This is a genomic window from Pseudomonas sp. NFR02 (genome assembly GCF_900119375.1).
Lineage (GTDB): Bacteria > Pseudomonadota > Gammaproteobacteria > Pseudomonadales > Pseudomonadaceae > Aquipseudomonas > Aquipseudomonas paracarnis.
The window spans coordinates 126,691-147,918 of the sequence record NZ_FPJJ01000008.1 but is presented as its reverse complement, the minus strand read 5'-3'; the positions used below and the strand labels follow the sequence as shown (position 1 = coordinate 147,918).

At 60.8% G+C, this 21,228-nt stretch carries 20 protein-coding genes; 12 read left to right on the top strand and 8 right to left on the bottom strand.

What is annotated here, in order from left to right; translation table 11 throughout:
* Positions 1-175: 175 nt before the first annotated feature.
* The 4 genes from BT199_RS22505 (at position 176) to BT199_RS22490 (ending at position 3,709) form a co-directional block, all read left to right on the top strand.
* Entirely contained in the window at positions 176-973 is a 798-nt protein-coding gene (locus BT199_RS22505) for a hydroxymethylpyrimidine/phosphomethylpyrimidine kinase (protein WP_072435484.1), read from the top strand.
* Between the two features lie 30 nt (positions 974-1,003).
* The gene (thiE, locus tag BT199_RS22500; RefSeq protein WP_072435483.1) at positions 1,004-1,633 is read left to right on the top strand and encodes a thiamine phosphate synthase; all 630 of its coding nucleotides are present in this window, start codon (positions 1,004-1,006) and stop codon (positions 1,631-1,633) included.
* 11 nt (positions 1,634-1,644) lie between these two features.
* Positions 1,645-2,928 carry a glutamate-1-semialdehyde 2,1-aminomutase gene (gene hemL, locus BT199_RS22495; RefSeq protein WP_019818059.1) on the top strand — a complete coding sequence of 428 codons (1,284 nt, stop codon included), beginning with the start codon at positions 1,645-1,647 and terminating at the stop codon, positions 2,926-2,928.
* Between the two features lie 226 nt (positions 2,929-3,154).
* The gene (locus BT199_RS22490) at positions 3,155-3,709 is read left to right on the top strand and encodes a tetratricopeptide repeat protein (RefSeq protein ID WP_072435482.1); all 555 of its coding nucleotides are present in this window, start codon (positions 3,155-3,157) and stop codon (positions 3,707-3,709) included.
* Here BT199_RS22490 and BT199_RS22485 read toward each other — a convergent pair whose 3' ends face one another.
* The 6 genes from BT199_RS22485 to BT199_RS22460 all read right to left on the bottom strand — a co-directional run bounded on the left by BT199_RS22485 (position 3,710) and on the right by BT199_RS22460 (position 9,686).
* The gene (locus BT199_RS22485; RefSeq protein WP_072435481.1) at positions 3,710-4,822 is read right to left on the bottom strand and encodes a succinylglutamate desuccinylase/aspartoacylase family protein; all 1,113 of its coding nucleotides are present in this window, start codon (positions 4,820-4,822) and stop codon (positions 3,710-3,712) included.
* A gap of 8 nt (positions 4,823-4,830) precedes the next feature.
* Positions 4,831-5,541: an ABC transporter permease gene (locus BT199_RS22480; protein ID WP_072435480.1), complete on the bottom strand. Its 711-nt coding sequence runs from the start codon at positions 5,539-5,541 to the stop codon at positions 4,831-4,833.
* The gene (locus tag BT199_RS22475) at positions 5,538-6,254 is read right to left on the bottom strand and encodes an ABC transporter permease (protein WP_072435479.1); all 717 of its coding nucleotides are present in this window, start codon (positions 6,252-6,254) and stop codon (positions 5,538-5,540) included. The genes BT199_RS22480 and BT199_RS22475 overlap by 4 nt, the downstream gene beginning before the upstream one ends.
* A 30-nt stretch (positions 6,255-6,284) precedes the next feature.
* Positions 6,285-7,043, bottom strand: a complete 759-nt coding sequence (locus BT199_RS22470) for a transporter substrate-binding domain-containing protein (RefSeq protein ID WP_019818062.1) — start codon at positions 7,041-7,043, stop codon at positions 6,285-6,287.
* A gap of 38 nt (positions 7,044-7,081) precedes the next feature.
* A complete protein-coding gene (locus tag BT199_RS22465) occupies positions 7,082-9,136 on the bottom strand; it encodes an oxidoreductase (RefSeq protein WP_072435478.1) in 2,055 nt (684 codons plus the stop codon).
* Positions 9,137-9,359: 223 nt separating this feature from the next.
* Positions 9,360-9,686, bottom strand: coding sequence for a DUF1820 family protein (locus BT199_RS22460; RefSeq protein ID WP_003215457.1), 327 nt, complete (start codon positions 9,684-9,686; stop codon positions 9,360-9,362).
* A 130-nt stretch (positions 9,687-9,816) separates the two neighbouring features.
* Between BT199_RS22460 and miaB the strand changes: the two genes are divergently transcribed.
* The 5 genes from miaB to lnt all read left to right on the top strand — a co-directional run bounded on the left by miaB (position 9,817) and on the right by lnt (position 15,245).
* Complete coding sequence (gene miaB, locus BT199_RS22455; RefSeq protein WP_014720071.1) at positions 9,817-11,145, top strand: tRNA (N6-isopentenyl adenosine(37)-C2)-methylthiotransferase MiaB; 1,329 nt, start codon at positions 9,817-9,819, stop codon at positions 11,143-11,145.
* Between the two features lie 230 nt (positions 11,146-11,375).
* Positions 11,376-12,380, top strand: coding sequence for a PhoH family protein (locus BT199_RS22450; protein ID WP_019818064.1), 1,005 nt, complete (start codon positions 11,376-11,378; stop codon positions 12,378-12,380).
* Positions 12,373-12,831 (top strand): rRNA maturation RNase YbeY, encoded by a 459-nt coding sequence (ybeY, locus tag BT199_RS22445; RefSeq protein ID WP_019818065.1) that lies wholly within the window; start codon positions 12,373-12,375, stop codon positions 12,829-12,831. Before BT199_RS22450 ends, ybeY begins: the two co-directional genes overlap by 8 nt.
* Positions 12,832-12,873: 42 nt before the next feature.
* Positions 12,874-13,713 (top strand): HlyC/CorC family transporter, encoded by an 840-nt coding sequence (locus tag BT199_RS22440; RefSeq protein ID WP_003194444.1) that lies wholly within the window; start codon positions 12,874-12,876, stop codon positions 13,711-13,713.
* A gap of 8 nt (positions 13,714-13,721) precedes the next feature.
* Positions 13,722-15,245: an apolipoprotein N-acyltransferase gene (lnt, locus tag BT199_RS22435; RefSeq protein WP_014720074.1), complete on the top strand. Its 1,524-nt coding sequence runs from the start codon at positions 13,722-13,724 to the stop codon at positions 15,243-15,245.
* A 112-nt stretch (positions 15,246-15,357) separates the two neighbouring features.
* On the opposite strand, the gene BT199_RS22430 is transcribed toward lnt, so the two are convergent.
* Positions 15,358-16,119, bottom strand: a complete 762-nt coding sequence (locus tag BT199_RS22430; protein WP_014720075.1) for a YdcF family protein — start codon at positions 16,117-16,119, stop codon at positions 15,358-15,360.
* Positions 16,120-16,216: 97 nt separating this feature from the next.
* Positions 16,217-16,522: a hypothetical protein gene (locus BT199_RS22425; RefSeq protein WP_072435477.1), complete on the bottom strand. Its 306-nt coding sequence runs from the start codon at positions 16,520-16,522 to the stop codon at positions 16,217-16,219.
* Positions 16,523-16,783: 261 nt separating this feature from the next.
* On the opposite strand from BT199_RS22425, the gene leuS reads away from it, so the two are divergent.
* The 3 genes from leuS (at position 16,784) to holA (ending at position 21,161) form a co-directional block, all read left to right on the top strand.
* Positions 16,784-19,390, top strand: a complete 2,607-nt coding sequence (gene leuS / locus BT199_RS22420; protein ID WP_032904148.1) for a leucine--tRNA ligase — start codon at positions 16,784-16,786, stop codon at positions 19,388-19,390.
* A gap of 88 nt (positions 19,391-19,478) precedes the next feature.
* Positions 19,479-20,084, top strand: a complete 606-nt coding sequence (lptE, locus tag BT199_RS22415) for an LPS-assembly lipoprotein LptE (protein ID WP_014720078.1) — start codon at positions 19,479-19,481, stop codon at positions 20,082-20,084.
* A 39-nt stretch (positions 20,085-20,123) separates the two neighbouring features.
* A complete protein-coding gene (gene holA / locus BT199_RS27315; protein WP_003194456.1) occupies positions 20,124-21,161 on the top strand; it encodes a DNA polymerase III subunit delta in 1,038 nt (345 codons plus the stop codon).
* Positions 21,162-21,228: the final 67 nt, after the last annotated feature.

Sequence of the window (21,228 nt, the reverse complement as noted above, 5' to 3'; positions counted from 1 at the left end):
CATAGCCAGTAAAAGCCATTAGCCACCGCGGGAACTTTTTTTAGGACAGCTCTAGGGCAATGCTTTCAGCTCATCTCAATGCAGCGCTCAGCCACGGCAAATCGCGCCGCAGCGGCAAACTCCTGCCATCGCCAGGCAGCCACGCAAAAAGCGTTTGGTGGTAAGCTCGCGCACCATGAATATCTACAGCTCTCGCCCCGTTGTCCTCTGTCTCTCCGGCCACGACCCCAGTGGTGGCGCCGGCCTGCAGGCAGATATCGAAGCCCTGCTCGCCCAGGGTTGCCACGCGGCCCCGGCCGTCACCGCGTTGACCGTGCAAAATACTGTCAATGTCAGTGATTTCCGCGTGCTTGACCGTGAGTGGGTACTGGCCCAGGCCAATGCCGTGCTCGGCGACTCTGAAGTTGCGGCAGTCAAGCTGGGCATGCTCGGCTCCACCGCGATGGTCGACACCGTGGTCGAACTGCTGCAGGCGCACCCGCATTTGCCGGCGGTCTGCGACCCGGTGCTGCGCGCCGGCGGCGGCGGTAGCCTGGGCAAGGACGAGGTCGGTTATGCAATGCGCGAGCGGCTGCTGCCCTTGTCATTGATCGCCACCCCCAACCTGCCCGAAGCGCGCATCCTCGCGGAACTGCCCGACGGCAGCGCCGACGACTGCGCCGAGAAGCTGTTGCCGTACATCAAGCACCTGCTGATCACCGGTGGCCATGGCGACGAGCACGAAGTGCACAACCGCCTGTACAGCCGCGACGGCACGCGCCAGACCTTTACCTGCCAGCGTTTGCCCGGCGGTTATCACGGCTCGGGTTGCACCTTGGCCAGTGCGCTGGCCGGGCGCATTGCCCAAGGCGAAGGTTTGGCCAGCGCCGTGCAAACGGCTCTCAACTACACGTGGCGTACCCTGCGTGATGCCGAACAACTCGGCCAGGGCCAGTTCGTGCCGCGTCGATTGCCGCTGGATTTCTGCTCGTAACTTATCGCTCGTCAGCAAGGGGTTTGCCCGATGAAACTACGCGGCCTTTACGCCATTACCGACAGCCAACTGTTGGCCGGCAAATTCCTCGCCTACGTCGAGGCGGCGCTGGACGGTGGCGTCACCCTGTTGCAGTACCGCGACAAAAGCAGCGACGAGACACGGCGCCTGCGTGAAGCCGAAAAGCTCTATGAACTGTGCTCGCGCTACAAGACTCAATTGATCATCAACGACGATGCCGAACTGGCCGCGCGACTGGGCGTCGGCGTACATCTGGGCCAGACCGACGGCCCGCTGACCTCGGCCCGGGCACTGCTCGGCGCCAAGGCGATCATCGGCGCCACCTGCCACAGCCAGATCGAACTGGCCGAACAGGCCGCCAAAGAAGGCGCCAGCTACGTCGCCTTCGGCCGCTTCTTCAATTCCACGACCAAACCCGGCGCACCCGCCGCCACCGTTGACATGCTGGCCCAGGCCCGCAAGCGCCTGCACCTGCCGATCTGCGTAATCGGCGGCGTCACCCTGGAAAACGCCGAGCCGCTGGTGGCCCACGGGGCTGACCTGCTCGCCGTGGTCCATGGCCTGTTCGGTGCCGACAGCACCCAGGAAGTCACCCGCCGCGCCCGTGCATTCAACGACCTTCTTAAATCTTCAGTTTAGAGAGCCCGATCATGTCCCGTTCCGAAACCCTGTTTGCCAACGCCCAGAAACACATCCCCGGCGGTGTGAACTCCCCCGTGCGTGCGTTCAAGAGCGTGGGCGGCACGCCGTTGTTCTTCAAGCATGCCGAAGGCGCCTACGTCACCGATGAAGACGACAAGCGCTATGTCGACTACGTCGGCTCCTGGGGCCCGATGATCCTCGGCCACAGCCATCCGGATGTGCTGGAGGCGGTGCGCCAGCAACTGCAACACGGCTTGTCCTACGGCGCCCCGACCGCGATGGAAACCGAGATGGCCGACCTGGTCTGCTCGATCGTGCCGTCGATGGAAATGGTGCGCATGGTCAGCTCCGGCACCGAAGCCACCATGAGCGCGATCCGCCTGGCCCGTGGTTTCACCGGCCGCGACAACATCATCAAGTTCGAAGGCTGCTACCACGGCCACTCCGACAGCCTGCTGGTGAAAGCCGGCTCCGGCGCGCTGACCCAGGGCGTCCCCAATTCCGCTGGCGTACCTGCGGCATTCGCCAAGCACACCCTGACCTTGCCGTTCAACGACATCGCAGCCGTCGAGCAGATGCTCAGCGAAGTCGGCCAGGACGTTGCCTGCATCATCGTCGAGCCGGTTGCCGGCAACATGAACTGCGTTCCACCGGCCCCGGGTTTTCTTGAGGGCTTGCGCGAGCAGTGCGACAAGCATGGCGTGGTGCTGATTTTTGACGAAGTGATGACCGGTTTCCGGGTCGCCCTCGGTGGCGCCCAGGCTTACTACGGCGTTACGCCAGACCTGAGCACCTTCGGCAAGATCATCGGCGGCGGCATGCCGGTAGGCTGCTTCGGCGGCAAGCGCGAGATCATGCAACACATCGCCCCGCTCGGCCCGGTATACCAGGCAGGCACCTTGTCGGGTAACCCACTGGCCATGGCCGCCGGCCTGACCACCCTGCGCCTGATCAGCCGCCCGGGCTTCCACGCCGAGCTGACCGACTACACCACGCGCCTGCTCGACGGCCTGCAACAACGCGCCGACGCCGCCGGCATCCCGTTTGTGACCACCCAGGCCGGTGGCATGTTCGGCCTGTACTTCAGCGGCGCCGACGATATCGTCACCTTCGATGACGTGATGGGCAGCGATGCCGAGCTGTTCAAGCGCTTCTTCCACCTGATGCTCGAAGGCGGCGTGTACCTGGCGCCGAGCGCCTTTGAAGCCGGCTTCACCTCGATTGCCCATGGCGAAGCCGAACTGAAATTGACCCTGGATGCTGCCGAGCGCGCCTTCGCGGCCCTGAAATAAGTGACGGCAACCTCTGACGTTGCCCCTGGCAGCGTCAGATTTGCTACTTTGCTTACAGAGAATTCCTGGTTTTTTCGAGAATTGCACTGCAATCCGGCAGATAACTTGCCCAAGCAGCAGAAAAACGAGTAAAGACTTTGTAAGCAGAGGCCTGCTTATTTCATAATGCGCGCTTATTGGACTCCCTCGAGGGTCCGCGCGCCCCGTCAGAGGTAAGTCGATTCCCATGAAACGCACCGGCCGCACCCTGGTTCTGGGCTGCCTGTTGCTCCTTCAACCGCTACTGGCACATGCCCAGGCCGGCGGCAACTCGTTGTTAATTCCAGCGATGGGTCGTTGCACCCTCAATACCCAGCCAGAGAGCCAGGCCGAAGCCCTGAGCGCGTGCCAGAAACAGGCCGAGGACGGGGATGCGCAGGCGCAATACGAGTTGGGCGAGTACTACCACGACAGCAAGAACCCGGCCGTTGACCTCAACAAAGCGTTGAGCTACTTCGAGAAAGCCTCGTTGCAGGGCCACGCCCAGGCGCAATACCAGTTGGGCAACATGTTCTTCAAAGGCGAAGGCGTGCCGGCCAACAACATTCAGGCGTACATCGTGCTGAAAATGGCCGCGGTCAATGGCGCCGAAGACGCGCTGGACACCGCCGACGAAGTCGCCGAGCACATGCAGCGCGATGAACTGGAAGTGGCGACCCAGGTGCTGGGGCAGATTTTCCGCAACTACCTGCGGGAGTTGCAGAGCGCCGATGGGCGTTCGCCTTTCTCTCCCCTGCCTTGATCACGGCGATAACAGGTAGCCCTGTCGATACGCCGTGGCCCCTGCGACGTGGGCAATCGCCATACCGGCGCTTGCCATTCGGCGTATTGATCGTACATACAAAAGCCCTGCACGCTCACACACTACCTCGGTCACACGGTCTGTAATCGGATCTATGACGTGCGCCACGATTTGTCCTGCTTCCAGGTAATCCCCCACCTGCGCGCAAAACACAATCAAGCCTCCCACCGCACTCACCACCGGCTCGACCCCCGCCAAGGGTGTTGGCGGACTCAATAACGCCGGTAGTGGAGGCGCTTGCCCCTCAACGCCTCCCTGCAAAGTCAGATAGTTGATCAACGCCTGACAATCCTGTCGCGCCAGCCCGTGGCTCACATCAGCCACGCCGCGCAACTCCACGGTCACGGCAAAACCCGGCGCCGCAAAGACCCCAGGGAAACGCGCCTGCATCCGTGCCCAGAACAAGGTGTAGCAATCGTCGAACGAATGCCCGCCCGCGTCCGGGCTCATAAAGCAGGCCCGGGCGCCCAGGTACCGCGCCAGCGGTTCCACCTGGGGCCAGGCGTCCGGTGCCAGGTACAGGTGCTGCACCGCCTCGAAATCACAATGCAGGTCCAGCACTCTGTCGGCGTCACAGGCCAGCGTTTGCAGGGCCAGGCGCAGGGAATGCAGCTGGGTCCCCGGCACCTGGCTGACAAGGGTTTGCCGCAAGGTCGCGCGGATCAGGTGCAGGTTATGCGCAGGATCATCAGTCAGAACATCCTGGACCTGATCCCCGACCTGCTGGCTGACGTCGACGAAGAAGCGATTGAAGTTCTCTCGACTGTCGTTATCGAAGCGCCCCTGCGGCACGTCCATCAGCACCTGCTCCAAACCCAGCGGATTGGCCACCGGCACCAGCACCACCTGCCAACGCAGCGCACCTTTGGCCTCCAGATCTGCCAGCCGTTGTTTGAGATGCCACAACACCAACATCCCCGGCAACTCATCGGCGTGCAGGGAAGCCTGGATGTAAACCTTGCTCGGCGCATCGGCTGGGCCGTAATGAAAACTATGAATATGCCGCGTGGTACCTGGCACAGCCGTCAACAGTTCATGTCTGCAAGTCTGCATATCGCCTCCTATCGATTCGAATCAAGAAAGCTCAGCCAGCGTCGTTCTGCCAGACGGAACAGGCAGATCAACGCGAACGTAATGCACAAGTAGAGCGCCGCGGCCAGGCCAAAGGATTGGAAGGTGAGGAAGGTTGCAGCGTTGGCATCCCGTGCGACTTTCAGGATATCCGGCACCGTTGCCGTGAACGCCAGGGTGGTGGAATGCAACATGAAGATCACTTCATTGCTGTAGTAGGGCAACGACCGGCGCAGGGCCGAGGGCATGATCAAGTGCACGTACAGCTTCCAACCGTCGAAACCCAACGACCGTGCAGCCTCGATTTCACCGCGCGGCATCACCCGGATCGCGCCCGCGAGTATTTCCGTGGTGTAGGCCGCGGTATTGAGGGCAAACGCCAGAAGGGTGCAATTGAGCGCTTCGCGAAAAAAAGCATCCAGCAACGGTTGCTCGCGAACGGCGCCAATGCTGTAGATGCCGGTGTAGAAGATCAGCAACTGGATATACAGCGGTGTGCCGCGAAACACGTAGGTAAAGCTTTGCACCGGCCAACGCAGCCAGCGTCGGCTGGACGTCCTGGCAATGGACAGTGGCAACGCCAACAGCAGGCCCAGGCACGAAGAGGCGCTAGTCAGCCACAAGGTCATGGCCAGGCCGGTGATTTGTTGGCCGTCAGAATAGATAAACGGCCGCCAATACTCCTGGATAAGCTCGATCATGATGATGATTCCTGCACACCGTCACCATACCGACGCTCCAGCCAGCGCAACGCCGCGTTTGAAACACTGCTGAGCAACAGGTAAACCAGCGCCGCCAGCAGCAGAAAAGCCAGTAATTGCTGACTGCTCTTGCCCGCCATCTGCGCCACTTTCACCAAGTCTGCCAAGCCGATGATCGACACCAACGCCGTGGCCTTGAGCAAGACCATCCAGTTATTGCCCAGCCCCGGCAGGGCAAACCGCATCATTTGCGGGAATATCACATGCACAAAACTCTGCCTGAAGGTCAGGCCAAGGGCTTTGGCAGCCTGGAACTGGCCCCGGGGCACAGCCAGCAACGCGCCGCGAAAGGTTTCGGTGAAATAGGCGCCGTAGATAAACCCCAGAGTGATCACGCCGGCGCTGAAAGGGTCGACATCGATGTAGGCCCAGCCCAATTCGCTGGTCAGACGACTCAGGCCTGTCTGCAACCCGTAGAAAATCAACAGCATCAACAACAGGTCCGGAACCCCGCGAATCAAGGTGGTATACACCTGCGCGCACAGGCGCCATGCCCTGACCTTGGACAGCTTGGCGCCTGCCCCCAGCAGGCCCAGGATCAGCCCCAGCAGCAATGACAACAGTGCCAGTTGCAGGGTGACCCAGACCCCGTGCAGTAACATCGGCAAAAAACCGCCCAGGGACGCGGCGAATTGAGTGAAGGCAGGTAGCATGATTGTGTCCTCGCTGGCCGTTGAGGGCGGTTATTGGCCGCTGAACATGTTCACTCCGGGGAAGTACTGCTCTTGCAGGCGAGCGTAGGTGCCATCGGCGTGCAGGGCAGCCAGCCCCTTATCCAACAGCGCTTTCAACGTGTGGTTGCCCTTGGCGATGCCAATGCCGCTTTTGGACGGCATCAACTCGCTGTCAATCAACGGGCCCAGCACGAACCCGACGCCTTGGGGTGAACGTAAAAATCCGCTCTGTGCTTGCTGAGCATCCTGCAGCGATGCCTGCAAACGCCCTGTCAGCAGGTCCGCGTACACTTGCTCCTGATCGGCATAAGCCACCACCTTCATACCCTGCCCGGCGAGCACTTGCCGGGCATACACTTCTTGAGTACTGCCCTGCAAATAGCCGACGGCCATGCCTGTGGAAAGCTCAGTGCCAGGGCGCATCACCATGGCAGTGGGACTGGAAAACACCTCCGAGGAAAAGTCGATGACCTTTTGCCGAGCGGCAGTGATGGTCATTGAAGCAAGGATGGCGTCGATCTTGCCGGCATTGAGGCTGGGAATCATGCCGTCAAAGTCACTCTCGACCCATTGGCAGCGAACATTCAAATGTGCACAAATTGCATTGCCAATATCTATTTCAAAACCGGTCAAAGTGCCCGTACTGTCTTTATAAGCAAAGGGCGCATAGTTGGGATCGGCAGCGAAACGGATCACTTTATAATCGCTGGCAAACAACGATGAATTAATAAGGAGTGTGGTGAATAACATCAGGAGTATTTTTTTCATTATTGTATTCCTCGTTATTGATTGAACAGTCGGACTGACTACACCTCGATAAATGGAATTTCCCGCCGCACTATCAGCGAGCCTTCGGGCGCATCGAACTCACGTGCGATGCGATGACCTGAATACACCGCCGCCGCAATGGTGCCCGGCGCCACACAGTCGCCGATCAGCGTCAGCGTTCGGATGCCTGCCGCCTGTAACTGTTCGGGTGAGTTGTTCAAGGCCTGATACAGCGCCTGCTCAGGCTCCCGGGAAGTGACCAGCAGCAAGGCTGCAGCTGGGATCAACCGCGTACGTTCGGTGTAGATGCAACCCGCTACCACACCCTCTGGCTTAACGCTGACCAGCGTATGGGACGGTATGATCGTGACATTCAACTGCATCAGACGACGCTGAATGCGGTGCTGCTCGAGAGTGTTATGGGTCCAGGCCGCCACGTCCGCCGCAGGGGTGACGAATATCACCTCCACACCCCGCGCCACCAGGTGTTCGGCCAGCACGCTGCCCATGTAATAGTGATCGTCATCGAACAGCAGCACCGGCGAAGTGGGCAACACCCCCGCCATCAGGTCATCAGGCGTCAGCACGGGCAGGCTCTCCAGGCCCGTTAAGGGGGAGCGCAAGGCGCGTCCCAAGCCATCCCGCCGCCAATGGGAACCCGTAGCGATGAACACATGCTCGGCGGCGAAATCCAGCACATCCAGGGCCTGCAAGGGGCTTTCCCGATAGATCTCGACTGACGGCATGCGGCTCAACGCATCCAGTCGATAGTCAATCACCCGTGCCCAACTCGCCAGCCCCGGCAGCCGGGCTTCCAACGCTACACGCCCGCCTAGGGTGCGCAGGCTGTCGACCAGGGCCACTTCCATCCCTCGCGCACCTAGGATCCGTGCACACTCAAGCCCGGATGGCCCGGCGCCGACCACCAGCGCCCGGCCGGGTTGCTGCGTACGGTTGACCGACTCGGGGTGCCAGCCACGCCGCCACTCCTCGCCCATGGTCGGGTTCTGTGTACAGCGCAGGGGCGTGCTGGTGTGGTCGCCACTGACACATACATTGCAGCCGATGCATTCGCGAATTTCCTCGGCGCGCCCCTCTTCAATCTTCTTGGGCAAGAACGGATCGGCAATCGAAGGGCGGGCCGCCCCGATCAGGTCCAGTACGCCACGGCGAACCAAAGACACCATGGTGTCCGGCGAAGTGAAGCGGCCGACGCCCACCACGGGCTTGCTGGTCAGCGCCTTGAGCCCCAGCAGGAAGGCCTCCTGGTAACCCTCCCCGGCAAAGCGCGCCGTCACGCTGTCATTGGACCAATCGGCGACATTGACGTCCCACAAGTCCGGCAGGTCCGCCAGCATCGAGAAGATTTCGGCACCTTCGCCCTCGCGGCTGAGGCCGTCGGCCATTTGCTCATCCACCGCCAGGCGGACCGCTACGGCACACCGATCACCCACTGCGTCGCGAGTGTCTTCAATCAACTCGCGCAACAGGCGCACACGGTTTTTCAGCGTACCGCCGTATTCGTCGGTACGCCGGTTATTGCGTGGCGTGAGGAAATGGAACGGCACGCTCAAGTCGTGGCCGGCGTACACATAGATGATGTCGAAACCCGCCTCCCGGGCGCGCAATGCGGCGGCTCGATGCAGGGCGCGCAATTGCCGGATATCGGCATGGCTCATGGCCCGAGCCTGCACCGGGTCGTAACTGCGCACCGGGGTATTGGAAGGCGCCCAGGGAATTTCGCGACTGTAGCGGTTGGGCGCCGAGTAACCATTGAATGCCAGCTCTACCCCGGCCAACGCCCCGTGACGGTGTACCCCCTCACACATGCGCGCCAGTGCAGGAATATCGCGTTCATCCCAAAGACGCGCTTCTATATAAGGTGAGAACTCGCTCAGCGGGCTGATTTCGCATTCTTCCGTGCACACCACGCCCCAGCCGCCCTCGGCTTTCACTGCGCGCATGCGCGCCATCGCCGAGGGGTGCACGTGGCCCATGCCATTACAGTGCGGAACTTGATAAAAGCGATTGCGGGTACGCACCGGGCCTATTTGCATCGGTTCAAACAGAATGTCATAGCGAGGATCGCGCACAGGGCTACTCCCGAACAGGTCAGTTCGTTAATGACGGCGTGATGGAACTTGACGCTAATGAGTGGCGTGATTAAACGCAGTCGAACGGGGGAAACTTCGAGGTTTTCTTATTATTGGTATATTCATGATGCCCTCTCTGAATAAACAAAATTTGCTATCTTTCAAACAAAATGTCTATCCATTGAGAGGCAGTTTCGGAAACGCCCTACAAATTAATTGCAGATCACTTCTCAGGCATCGGCATCGGAAACGGCATCACATTGCTCATGCCCCGAGCTTCACTGATCTTCGGCGTCCCCAAGCGCTCGACTTCATCGATGCGCACAATCGAATGCATGGGCACAAAGCTGCGCACTACCCCTTCGAACTGGGCCTTGAGCTTTTCTTCGCCCGGATCGACCACCAACTGGGTGCGCTCGCCAAAGACGAACTCTTCCACCTCCAGGAAGCCCCACAGATCACTTTGATAGATCTGCTTGGCGTACATTTCGAACACCTGGCCCTGGTTGAGGAAAATCACCTTATAGATTGGAGCTTCACGTTTGGTCATGGTGGGCGAACAACACATGGGGATATAAAAGAGGGCGCGAACTATAGCATGGCACCCGATGCACAGCGCTAGGAACCAATGGGCATGCCCCCTATAATGCGCGGTTCTTTACCACCAGTTGACGATTCCCATGGCCAAGAAGCTTTACATCGAAACCCACGGTTGCCAGATGAACGAGTACGACAGCTCGCGCATGGTCGACTTGCTGGGCGAACACCAGGCCCTGGAAGTCACTGCCCGCGCCGAAGATGCCGACGTGATCCTGCTCAATACCTGCTCGATCCGCGAGCGGGCCCAGGACCGTGTGTATTCGCAGCTGGGCCGCTGGCGCGAATTGAAACTGGCCAACCCGGACATGGTGATCGCCGTCGGCGGGTGCGTGGCCAGCCAGGAAGGCGCTGCGATCCGCGACCGCGCGCCCTATGTCGATGTGGTGTTCGGCCCGCAAACCCTGCACCGCTTGCCCGAGATGATCGACGCCGCACGCATCACCAAGCTGCCGCAGGTTGACGTGTCGTTCCCCGAAATCGAAAAATTTGATCATCTGCCCGAACCGCGCATCGATGGGCCGAGCGCCTATGTGTCGGTGATGGAAGGCTGCAGCAAGTACTGCACCTTCTGCGTGGTGCCTTACACCCGCGGCGAAGAAGTCAGCCGGCCGTTTGACGATGTGCTATCGGAAATCATCCACCTGGCTGAAAACGGCGTGCGCGAAGTGACCCTGCTGGGCCAGAACGTCAACGGCTACCGTGGCCAGACCGATGATGGCCGCCTGGCCGACCTGGCGGAATTGATCCGCGTGGTCGCCGCTGTCGATGGCATCGAGCGTATCCGCTACACCACCTCCCACCCGCTGGAGTTCTCCGACAGCCTGATCCAGGCCCACGCCGAAGTGCCAGAGCTGGTCAAACACCTACACTTGCCGGTGCAATCGGGTTCGGACCGCATTTTGTCGGCGATGAAGCGCAACCACACCGCGCTGGAATACAAATCCAAATTGCGCAAACTGCGCGCTGCCGTGCCGGGCATCTGCATCAGTTCGGACTTTATCGTCGGCTTCCCGGGCGAAACCGAGAAAGACTTCCAGCAGACCATGAAGCTGATCGAGGACGTCGGTTTCGACTTCTCCTACTCGTTCGTCTACAGCCAGCGCCCGGGCACCCCGGCTGCCGACCTGCTGGATGAAACCCCGGAAGCGTTGAAAAAAGAGCGTTTGAACGCGCTGCAACATCGCCTCAATCAGCAGGGCTTTGAAATCAGCCGACAAATGGTCGGTTCGATCCAGCGCATTCTGGTCACAGATTATTCGAAGAAAGACCCGGGTGAATTGCAGGGGCGTACCGAGAACAACCGAATCGTCAACTTCCGCTGCGACAATCCCACGCTGATCGGCCAGTTTGCCGATGTGCACATTGATGCGGCGCAGCCACACTCGTTGCGTGGCTCGTTGATCAACTGATCTCGCTGACCGGATGAAGATCAAAATGTGGAAGCTGGCTTGCCTGCGATAGCGATGTATCAGTGCCCTATGTGCCAACTGACCCACCGCTATCGCAGGCAAGCCAGCTCCCACAGGGGTTCTTCAGGGTTATCGAGAGTGGGGCCAAGCTATTTAAGTGCTTTCGCACACCGGCGCCTGGCGTTATTCTCTCTCTCACCTCATCAGCCAAAGGGCGGCTAAAAGCAACCTTGAACGCACCCATAGCAGAACCCCATCGCTTTATCCTCGAGCCGTTTGAGGCTCGCCGTTTCGCCAACCTGTGCGGCCAGTTCGACGAGCACCTGCGCCTGATCGAACAACGCCTGAGCATCGAGATCCGCAACCGCGGCAATCAGTTCGAGCTCATTGGTGAACCTCAACACACCACGTCTGCAGAAAACCTGTTGCGCCGCCTCTACCGCGAAACCAAGGGTAGCGAGCTGTCGCCGGAGACCGTGCACCTGTACCTGCAGGAATCGGCTGTGGAAGACCTGGCCAATAACCCGGTGGCCGAAGCCAGCGTGGCCTTGCGTACCAAAAAAGGCATGATTCGCCCCCGCGGCTTGAATCAGCAGAAGTACGTCAAGGAAATCCTCGGCAACGACATCAACTTCGGCATCGGCCCGGCCGGTACCGGCAAGACCTACCTGGCGGTGGCCTGCGCTGTCGATGCCCTGGAGCGCGAGCAAGTGCGGCGCATCCTGCTGGTGCGCCCAGCGGTCGAGGCCGGCGAAAAGCTCGGTTTCCTGCCCGGCGACCTGGCCCAGAAGATCGACCCGTACCTGCGCCCACTCTACGACGCGCTGTACGAGATGCTCGGCTTTGAATACGTGGCCAAGCTGATCGAGCGCCAGGTGATCGAGATCGCACCACTGGCCTACATGCGTGGCCGCACGCTCAACAACAGCTTCATCATCCTCGACGAAAGCCAGAACACCACCGTTGAGCAGATGAAGATGTTCCTCACCCGTATCGGTTTCGGCTCCACTGCCGTGATCACGGGCGACATCACCCAGGTCGACCTGCCCAAGGGCACCAAGTCGGGCCTGGGCCAGGTGATCGAGGTGCTCAAGGACGTGCCGGGTATCAGCTTCACGCACTTCATGCCCAAGGACGTGGTACGCCACCCGCTGGTGCAGCGCATTGTCGAGGCCTATGAGCGTTTCGAACACCGCGACGACGCGCCCGCCAAGGACGCTCGCCACGATGCTTGAGCTAGACCTGCAGCTGGCCACCGACGCGCCCGCCCCCAGCGAAGCCCAGTTCCGCCAATGGTGTGAACTGGCCTTGCGCCAGCGCACCGCCGACTCGGAACTGACCATTCGTCTGGTGGACGAGGCCGAAGGCCGTGAGCTGAACCACACCTGGCGCCAGAAAGACTACGCGACCAACGTGCTGTCCTTCCCCGCCGACGTGCCCGACGAATTGCTGGATATCCCGCTGCTGGGCGACCTGGTGATCTGCGTCGCGGTGGTCGAACGCGAAGCGGCCGAACAAGGCAAGGAACTTGAGGCCCATTGGGCCCATCTAGTCATCCACGGCTGCTTGCATCTCTTGGGTTACGACCATATAGACGATGACGAAGCCGAGGAAATGGAAGCGCTGGAACGAACGTTGCTTGCAGAGCTGGGTCACCGCGACCCGTACGCAGACGACGAAAACTGATCAACACTCAACTGTCATATCAAAGGATTTAGAGTAATCGCTATGAGCGAAGACCGATCGAGCAACGGGCAGAAGTCATGGCTGGGTAAACTGACCCAGGCTTTTGCCCACGAGCCGAAGAACCGCCAGGAGCTCTTGGAGCTGCTGCGCGATGCACACCAGAACAAATTGCTGGACAGCGAAGCGCTGGCCATCGTCGAGGGCGCCATCCAGGTGGCTGACCTGCAAGTACGCGACATCATGGTCCCGCGCTCGCAGATGATCAGCATCAAGGCGACCCAGACCCCACGGGAATTCCTCCCGGCCGTGATCGACTCGGCGCATTCGCGCTACCCGGTGATCGGTGAAAGCCATGACGACGTCATGGGCGTCCTGCTGGCCAAGGACTTGCTGCCGTTGATCCTCAAGGAGAACGGCGACAGCTTCAACATCAAGGACCTGCTGCGCCCGGCCACCTTCGTGCCCGAGTCCAAGCGCCTGAATGTGCTGCTGCGCGAGTTTCGCGCCAACCACAATCACATGGCCATTGTGATTGACGAATACGGCGGCGTGGCCGGCCTGGTCACCATCGAAGACGTGCTGGAGCAGATCGTCGGCGACATCGAAGACGAGCACGACGTCGAAGAAGACAGCTACATCAAGCCGCTGCCCAGCGGTGATTTCCTGATCAAGGCGCTGACGCCGATCGAGAACTTCAACGAGTTTTTCGACAGCGAGTTCTCGGACGATGAGTTCGACACCGTAGGCGGCCTGGTGATGAGTGCGTTCGGGCATTTGCCCAAGCGTAATGAAACCACCGAGATCGGTGCGTATCGCTTCCGCATCCTCAATGCCGATAGCCGTCGTATCCATCTGATCCGTTTGACACCTATCGCCCGCTAAGGACTGACATGCGCCGTATGATCGCACCCGGCTGGCCCGGTAACTTGCTGGCCGTGGTGGCCGGCGCCATCACAACCCTGGCGCTGGCGCCGTTCGATATCTGGCCGTTGGCGCTGGTAGCGGTCGGCCTGTTCTATATCGGCCTGCGGGAGCTGACACCCCGCCAAGCCCTGGCCCGTGGCTGGTGTTTCGGCTTCGGCCTGTTTGGCGCCGGCACCAGTTGGATCTACTACAGCATCCACCACTTCGGCGGCGCTTCGGTGCTGCTGGCGGGGTTCCTGATGCTGCTGTTCACCGCCGCCATCGCCTGGTTCTTTGCCCTGCCCGCCTGGTTATGGGCACGCTGGTTGCGCCGTAACGAAGCACCACTGGCGGATGCATTGACGTTCGCCGCGTTGTGGGTCGGCCAGGAAGCCTTTCGTGGCTGGTTCCTTACCGGTTTCCCGTGGTTGTACTCCGGTTACAGTCAACTCGACGGGCCTTTGACCGGCCTCGCGCCATTGGGTGGGATGTGGCTGATTTCCTTCGCCCTCGCACTCACCGCCGCATTGCTGTGCAACCTGCCGCGTCTGCTGGCCAGCAAGCGCAATGCCTTCATCGGCGCGGGTCTGTTATTGCTGGTTGCACCTTGGGCCATTGGCCTGGCGCTCAAGCATCACGCCTGGACGTCGCCGTCTGGCGCGCCGCTGAGCGTGGCCGCGATTCAGGGCAACGTCGAGCAAAGCATGAAGTGGGACCCCGACCAGCTCAATGCACAGTTGGCGCTGTACCGCGACATGAGCCTGAGCTCCAAGCGCGTCGACCTGCTGGTCTGGCCGGAAACCGCCGTGCCGGTGCTCAAGGAGTCCGTCGAGGGCTACCTGGGCATGATGGGCAAGTTTGCCGCCGACCGGGACAGTGCGTTGATCACCGGGGTACCGATTCGCCAGGAAGTGCACCACCAGAAGCGCTATTTCAACGGCATCACCGTGGTGGGTGAAGGTGACGGCACCTACCTCAAGCAGAAACTGGTGCCGTTTGGCGAGTACGTGCCGTTGCAGGACATGTTGCGCGGGCTGATCGCCTTTTTCGACCTGCCCATGTCGGACTTCGCCCGCGGCCCTTCTGACCAGGCCATGCTGCAGGCCAAGGGTTATCAGATTGCGCCGTTCATTTGCTATGAAGTGGTGTACCCCGAATTCGCCGCCGGCCTGTCGGCCCAGAGCGACCTGCTGCTGACTATCAGCAACGACACCTGGTTCGGCCGCTCCATCGGCCCGCTACAGCACCTGCAAATGGCGCAAATGCGTGCGCTGGAGGCTGGCCGCTGGATGATCCGCGCCACCAACAACGGCGTGACCGGGCTGATCAACCCGTTTGGGCAGATCACCGCGCAGATCCCGCAGTTCGAGCGCGGCATTCTCTATGGAGAGGTGGTGCCGATGCATAACCTCACGCCGTACCTGCAATGGCGTTCGTGGCCGTTGATCATTGTGTGCCTGGCATTGTTTGGCTGGGCTCTGCTGGCTGCACGAATGTCCAAAACGCTCTGACCTGTGGGAGCTGGCTTGCCTGCGATGGCGGTGTATCAGTGCCCTAAGTGCTCACTGACCCACCGCCATCGCAGGCAAGCCAGCTCCCACATTTTGATCTCCTGTGTTGCGCCTACCGGTAAAACAACCGATACCCCACCTGCCCCACCGCTTCATTGATCAACTGCCCGCTTTGCCACACCGCCTTGACCTCCGGCATCCAGCCACCCAGCGGTCGGCCATGGTCCACACCCAAAAAGCCCACCGGCCCCGGCACCACGGTGAAGCCGGCCTTTTCAAAACTCCACACCGAACGCGGCATGTGCCAGGCCTGGGTCACCACTACCACACGCTTGATGCCTTGAGGCAAGAGTATCTCGGCGCTCATCTGGGCGTTTTCCCAGGTAGTACGGCTTCGCTCTTCTTTCCAGCGTACGGTGACACCGAAGTCATCCTGCATCGACACGGCCATCAGCTCGGCCTCACTGGGCGGCGTGCCGTAGTGCAAGCCACCGCTGGTCAGCACTGGCAAACCGGATGCCTTGGCCAGCCGCGCGGCAAAACGCTCACGCTCCAGGCCAATACCGGTGGGCTGGTCGCTGCCCCAGGCAACGTCACCGCGCTCGCGCCCCGAGCCCAGCACCACAATCGCGTCGGCACGCTGGGCCAAGGTGGCCCAGTCTTCCCGGGCCAAAGGTGGTTCTGTCTCCAGGACACGGGCGCCCCACTGCACCATCACTGGCAGGCTGATCAACCACATCCCGCCCAGCCCGAGGGCAAAGCACAAGCCCGCCAGGCGCGGACGGCTGCGGCGAAACCACCAGGCACACGCCAGCAACAGCAGAAAAATACCGGGCGGCAACAACAGTTGTTTAATGAAATAACGAAAAGGCATCGGGCATCTCCAAAGATGCCCGCAGCCTAGATGCATCGGGGTTTTGCAACAATCCTTACCGACAACATTTTGATAACGCTAACGGATAACGCGTGGCTCACTTGCACCGCACGGACCGGAAGTTCTCTGGCCCACGGCCGGTCGCCACGTCTTTGAGCCAGATGACCTTGGCCGAATGAGCGGGCGGGGAAGCCTGCCCATGGGAGGCGCGGTCGTGATTCAACGCCAGGTAGTTCTTGATCAATTCAAGTTCCGCCTGGCTCAAGCCTCGCAACTCCAGCTCCAGAGGCCGCTCATCACGCAATCGGCCTGCGGTTCTTGCGGCATCCAATGCCCGACCCAAACGGTCGATCAATCCTTCATACAACTGCGGTTTCGTTAAAGTTCGCTGCGATTCAACCATCCCCTCACCTCATTGAAGAAATACTTGCTCCCCACTAAACAGCGTAGCCCCCGTGGCTGCGCCTGCCCGGTGCCGCGACAGACGGCCCTTGCCGCGCAATCAGGGTTTCCCTCGATAGAGTGGGGTCATGTATGCTACGGCGCTTCCTGTAACTCCACTTCCCGCAGGGTTTGGGCACGGACGCGCCGCTTCTTGGTGTCGAACAACCCGGACAGTGCACCGAAGAGGATTAGGCCACCCCTATCCAGTTCAAAAGTAGCCATGCACGAACAATATCAGCCCCGTGAAATAGAAAATGCCGCCCAAACCTTCTGGGACGAGCAAAAGTCCTTTGAAGTCAGTGAACAGCCAGGCAAGGAGACTTACTACTGCCTATCGATGTTCCCTTACCCCAGCGGCAAGCTACACATGGGGCACGTGCGCAACTACACCATCGGCGACGTGATTTCGCGCTACCAGCGCATGCTCGGCAAGAACGTGTTGCAACCTATGGGTTGGGACGCCTTCGGCATGCCGGCAGAAAACGCCGCGATGAAAAACAACGTGGCGCCCGCCAAGTGGACCTACGAAAACATCGCCTACATGAAGACCCAGCTGCGCAGCCTGGGCCTGGCGGTGGACTGGTCCCGCGAGGTCACCACCTGCAAGCCGGATTACTACCGCTGGGAACAATGGCTGTTCACGCGCCTGTTCGAAAAAGGTGTGATCTACAAAAAAAGCGGCACCGTGAACTGGGACCCGATCGACCAGACCGTACTGGCCAACGAACAGGTTATCGACGGTCGCGGCTGGCGTTCCGGCGCGCTGATCGAAAAGCGCGAAATCCCGATGTACTACTTCAAGATCACCGCCTACGCGGATGAACTGTTGTCGAGCCTCGACGATCTGCCGGGCTGGCCTGAACAGGTCAAGACCATGCAGCGCAACTGGATCGGCAAATCCAAGGGCATGGAAGTGCAGTTCCCATACAACGTCGACTCCATCGGCGAAGCGGGCGCACTCAAGGTCTTCACCACCCGCCCAGACACCCTGATGGGCGCGACCTACGTCGCCGTGGCCGCCGAACACCCGCTGGCCACCCAGGCCGCACAGAACAACCCTGAGCTGCAGGCGTTCATCGCTGAATGCAAAGGCGGCAGCGTGGCCGAAGCCGACGTCGCCACCCAGGAGAAAAAAGGCCTGCCAACCGGCCTGTTCGTCGAGCACCCGCTGACCGGCGAGAAACTGCCGGTTTGGGTCGCCAACTACGTATTGATGCACTACGGCGATGGCGCCGTCATGGCCGTGCCGGCCCACGACGAGCGCGATTTCGAATTCGCTACCAAGTACAGCCTGCCGATCAAGTCGGTCGTGCGCACCAGCTCGGGCGACACCAACCCCGCTCCGTGGCAAGACGCCTACGGCGAGCACGGCACGCTGATCAACTCCGGCGAATTCGACGGCCTGGACTTCCAGGGCGCCTTCGATGCCATGGAAGTTGCCCTGATCCAGAAAAACCTCGGTGCCTCGCGCACCCAGTTCCGCCTGCGCGACTGGGGCATCAGCCGCCAGCGCTACTGGGGCTGCCCGATCCCGATCATCCACTGCCAAACCTGCGGCGACGTGCCGGTACCGGAAGACCAACTGCCGGTCGTGTTGCCAGAAGACGTGGTGCCGGATGGCGCTGGCTCGCCGTTGGCACGCATGCCTGAGTTCTACGAGTGCAGCTGCCCTAAGTGCGGCGCACCGGCCAAGCGTGAAACCGACACCATGGACACCTTCGTCGAGTCCTCGTGGTACTACGCTCGTTATGCCTCGCCGCACTATGAAGGCGGCCTGGTGGAGAAATCCGCAGCCGACCATTGGTTGCCGGTGGATCAGTACATCGGTGGCATCGAACACGCCATCCTCCACCTGCTGTATGCGCGCTTCTTCCATAAGCTGATGCGTGACGAAGGCCTGGTGAGCTCCGATGAGCCGTTCAAGAACCTGCTGACCCAGGGCATGGTGATCGCCGACACTTACTATCGTCGCGAAGCCAATGGCGCCTACACCTGGTTCAACCCGGCGGATGTCGAGCTTGAGCGTGACAGCAAGGCCAAGGTCATCAGCGCCAAATTGAAGGCCGACGGCCTGCCGGTGGAAATCGGTGGCACCGAGAAGATGGCCAAGTCCAAGAACAACGGCGTCGACCCACAGTCGATGATCGATCAGTTCGGCGCCGACACCTGCCGCCTGTTCATGATGTTCGCCTCGCCGCCTGACATGAGCGCCGAATGGTCCGACTCGGGTGTCGAAGGCTCGCACCGTTTCCTCAAGCGCGTCTGGCGCCTGGCCCACGCCCATGTCAGCCAGGGCCTGCCGGGCAAGCTGGACATCGGCGCCTTGAACGACGAGCAGAAAGCCGTGCGCCGCAGCATCCACCTGGCTATCCGCCAGGCCAGCCAGGACGTCGGGCAGAACCACAAGTTCAACACCGCCATCGCCCAGGTGATGACGCTGATGAACGTGCTGGAAAAAGCCTCGCAGGCGACCGAACAAGATCGTGCGCTGATCCAGGAAGGCCTGGAAACAGTTACCCTGTTGCTCGCGCCGATCACGCCGCACATCAGCCATGAACTGTGGAGCCGTCTGGGCCACAGCGGTGCCGTCATCGATGCCGCCTGGCCGGTGCAGGATGACAGCGCCCTGGTACAGGACACGCTGCAACTGGTCATCCAGGTTAACGGTAAACTGCGTGGCCAGATCGACATGCCGGCCAGCGCCAGCCGTGAAGAGGTTGAAGCAGCTGCACGTATCAATGAGAACGTGCTGCGCTTTACCGAAGGCCTGACCATCCGCAAGGTGATCGTGGTGCCTGGCAAACTGGTCAATATCGTCGCCAGCTAAATCGGATCAGGCGCGGGGCTTGGGCCCCACGCCGAACTAAACCTTTAGGGCCCGAGAAGGCCCACCTGGTTTCAAGGGGAGCAACAAAATGATCAAACGCAATCTGCTGGTTATGGGCCTTGCCGTGCTGTTGAGCGCTTGCGGCTTCCAGCTGCGCGGTACCGGCACCAATGAGCTGTCGCTCAAGGAACTCGACGTCAGCGCCCGCAACGCCTACGGCGAAACCGTCACCCAGCTGCGCCAGACCCTGGAAAACAGCGGTGTGCACGTGTACAACGGCGCCACCTACAAACTGATCCTGACGGATGAGCGAGAAACCCAGCGCAATATCAGCTACGCGAGTGCTGGCCGTGCGTCCGACGTCGAGTTGAACACTGCGCTGATGTTCGAAATACAAGGCCGTGATCAGTTGCCGTTGATGGGTGACAAGATCCAGGTGCAGAAAGTGGTGAGCCACGATGGCAACAACTTGGTGGGTTCGGACTCCGAGACCATCCAGGTGCGCAAGGAAATGCGTCGTGAGCTGATCCAGCGCATGATGACTCGCCTGCAAATGCTCACTCCGGAAAAACTGGCTGAGCTGCAGCAAGTGGCCGACAACAAGGCCAAGGCTGATGCCGACGCCCTGAAAGCCGCGCAGGAATATGAAGACAACACGCCGAAACAGTCGCCTGTTGAAGTCCCTGTCGAGTAAGCCAGACGGGGCGCCCCTGGCGCCCCGTTCGCCCTGCCTATGAAACTTGCCCCCGCCCAACTCGCCAAACACCTGCAAGGTGGCCTTGCGCCTGTGTACATCGTCAGCGGCGACGACCCGCTACTGTGCCAGGAAGCGGCCGACGCTATCCGCACCGCCGCACGCCAGCAAGGTTTCGATGAACGCCAGGTGTTCAGTGCTGACGCCAGTTTCGACTGGGGCACGCTGCTGCAAGCTGGCGCGAGCATGTCGCTGTTTGCCGAAAAACGCCTGCTGGAACTGCGCCTGCCCTCGGGCAAGCCGGGCGATAAAGGCGCGGCGGCCCTGATGGAATACTGCTCGCGCCCCGCCGAAGACACCGTGCTGCTGGTCAGCCTGCCCAAGCTTGACGGCAGCGCGCAGAAAACCAAGTGGGGCAAGGCCCTGGTTGAAGGTCCACAGACTCAGTTCATCCAGATCTGGCCGGTGGACAGCAACCAGTTGCCGCAGTGGATTCGTCAGCGCCTGTCGCAATCAGGGCTGGCGGCGACACAGGATGCCGTGGAACTGATCGCCGCTCGGGTCGAGGGCAACCTGCTTGCCGCCGCCCAGGAGATCGAAAAGCTCAAGTTGATGGCTGAAGACGGGCAGATCACCGTCGAAACCGTGCAAGGCGCAGTGGCCGATAGCGCACGCTTTGATGTGTTCGGCCTGGTGGACGCCATCCTCAACGGCGAGCCCGCCCACGCCCTGCGCATGCTCGAAGGCCTGCGTGGCGAGGGAGTGGAACCGCCGGTGATTCTGTGGGCACTGGCTCGGGAGCTGCGGGTGTTGGCGAACATTGCCCTGCAATACAGCCAAGGCACACCGCTGGACAAATGCTTCAGCCAGGCCAGGCCGCCGGTGTGGGACAAACGCAAACCCCTGATGAGCAAAGCCCTGCAACGGCACTCGGCGCAACGCTGGGCGCAACTGTTACTGGAAGCGCAGCGCATCGACGCACAGATCAAAGGCCAGGCTGCCGGCTCACCGTGGATGAGCCTGAGCCGTTTGTCGCTGTTGATGGCTGGCCAGCGCCTGGCGTTGCCTGCCGAATAACCACCTCTGTACAACGGCACAAAACCCTGTGGGAGCTGGCTTGCCTGCTCCCACATTGACTCTGCCC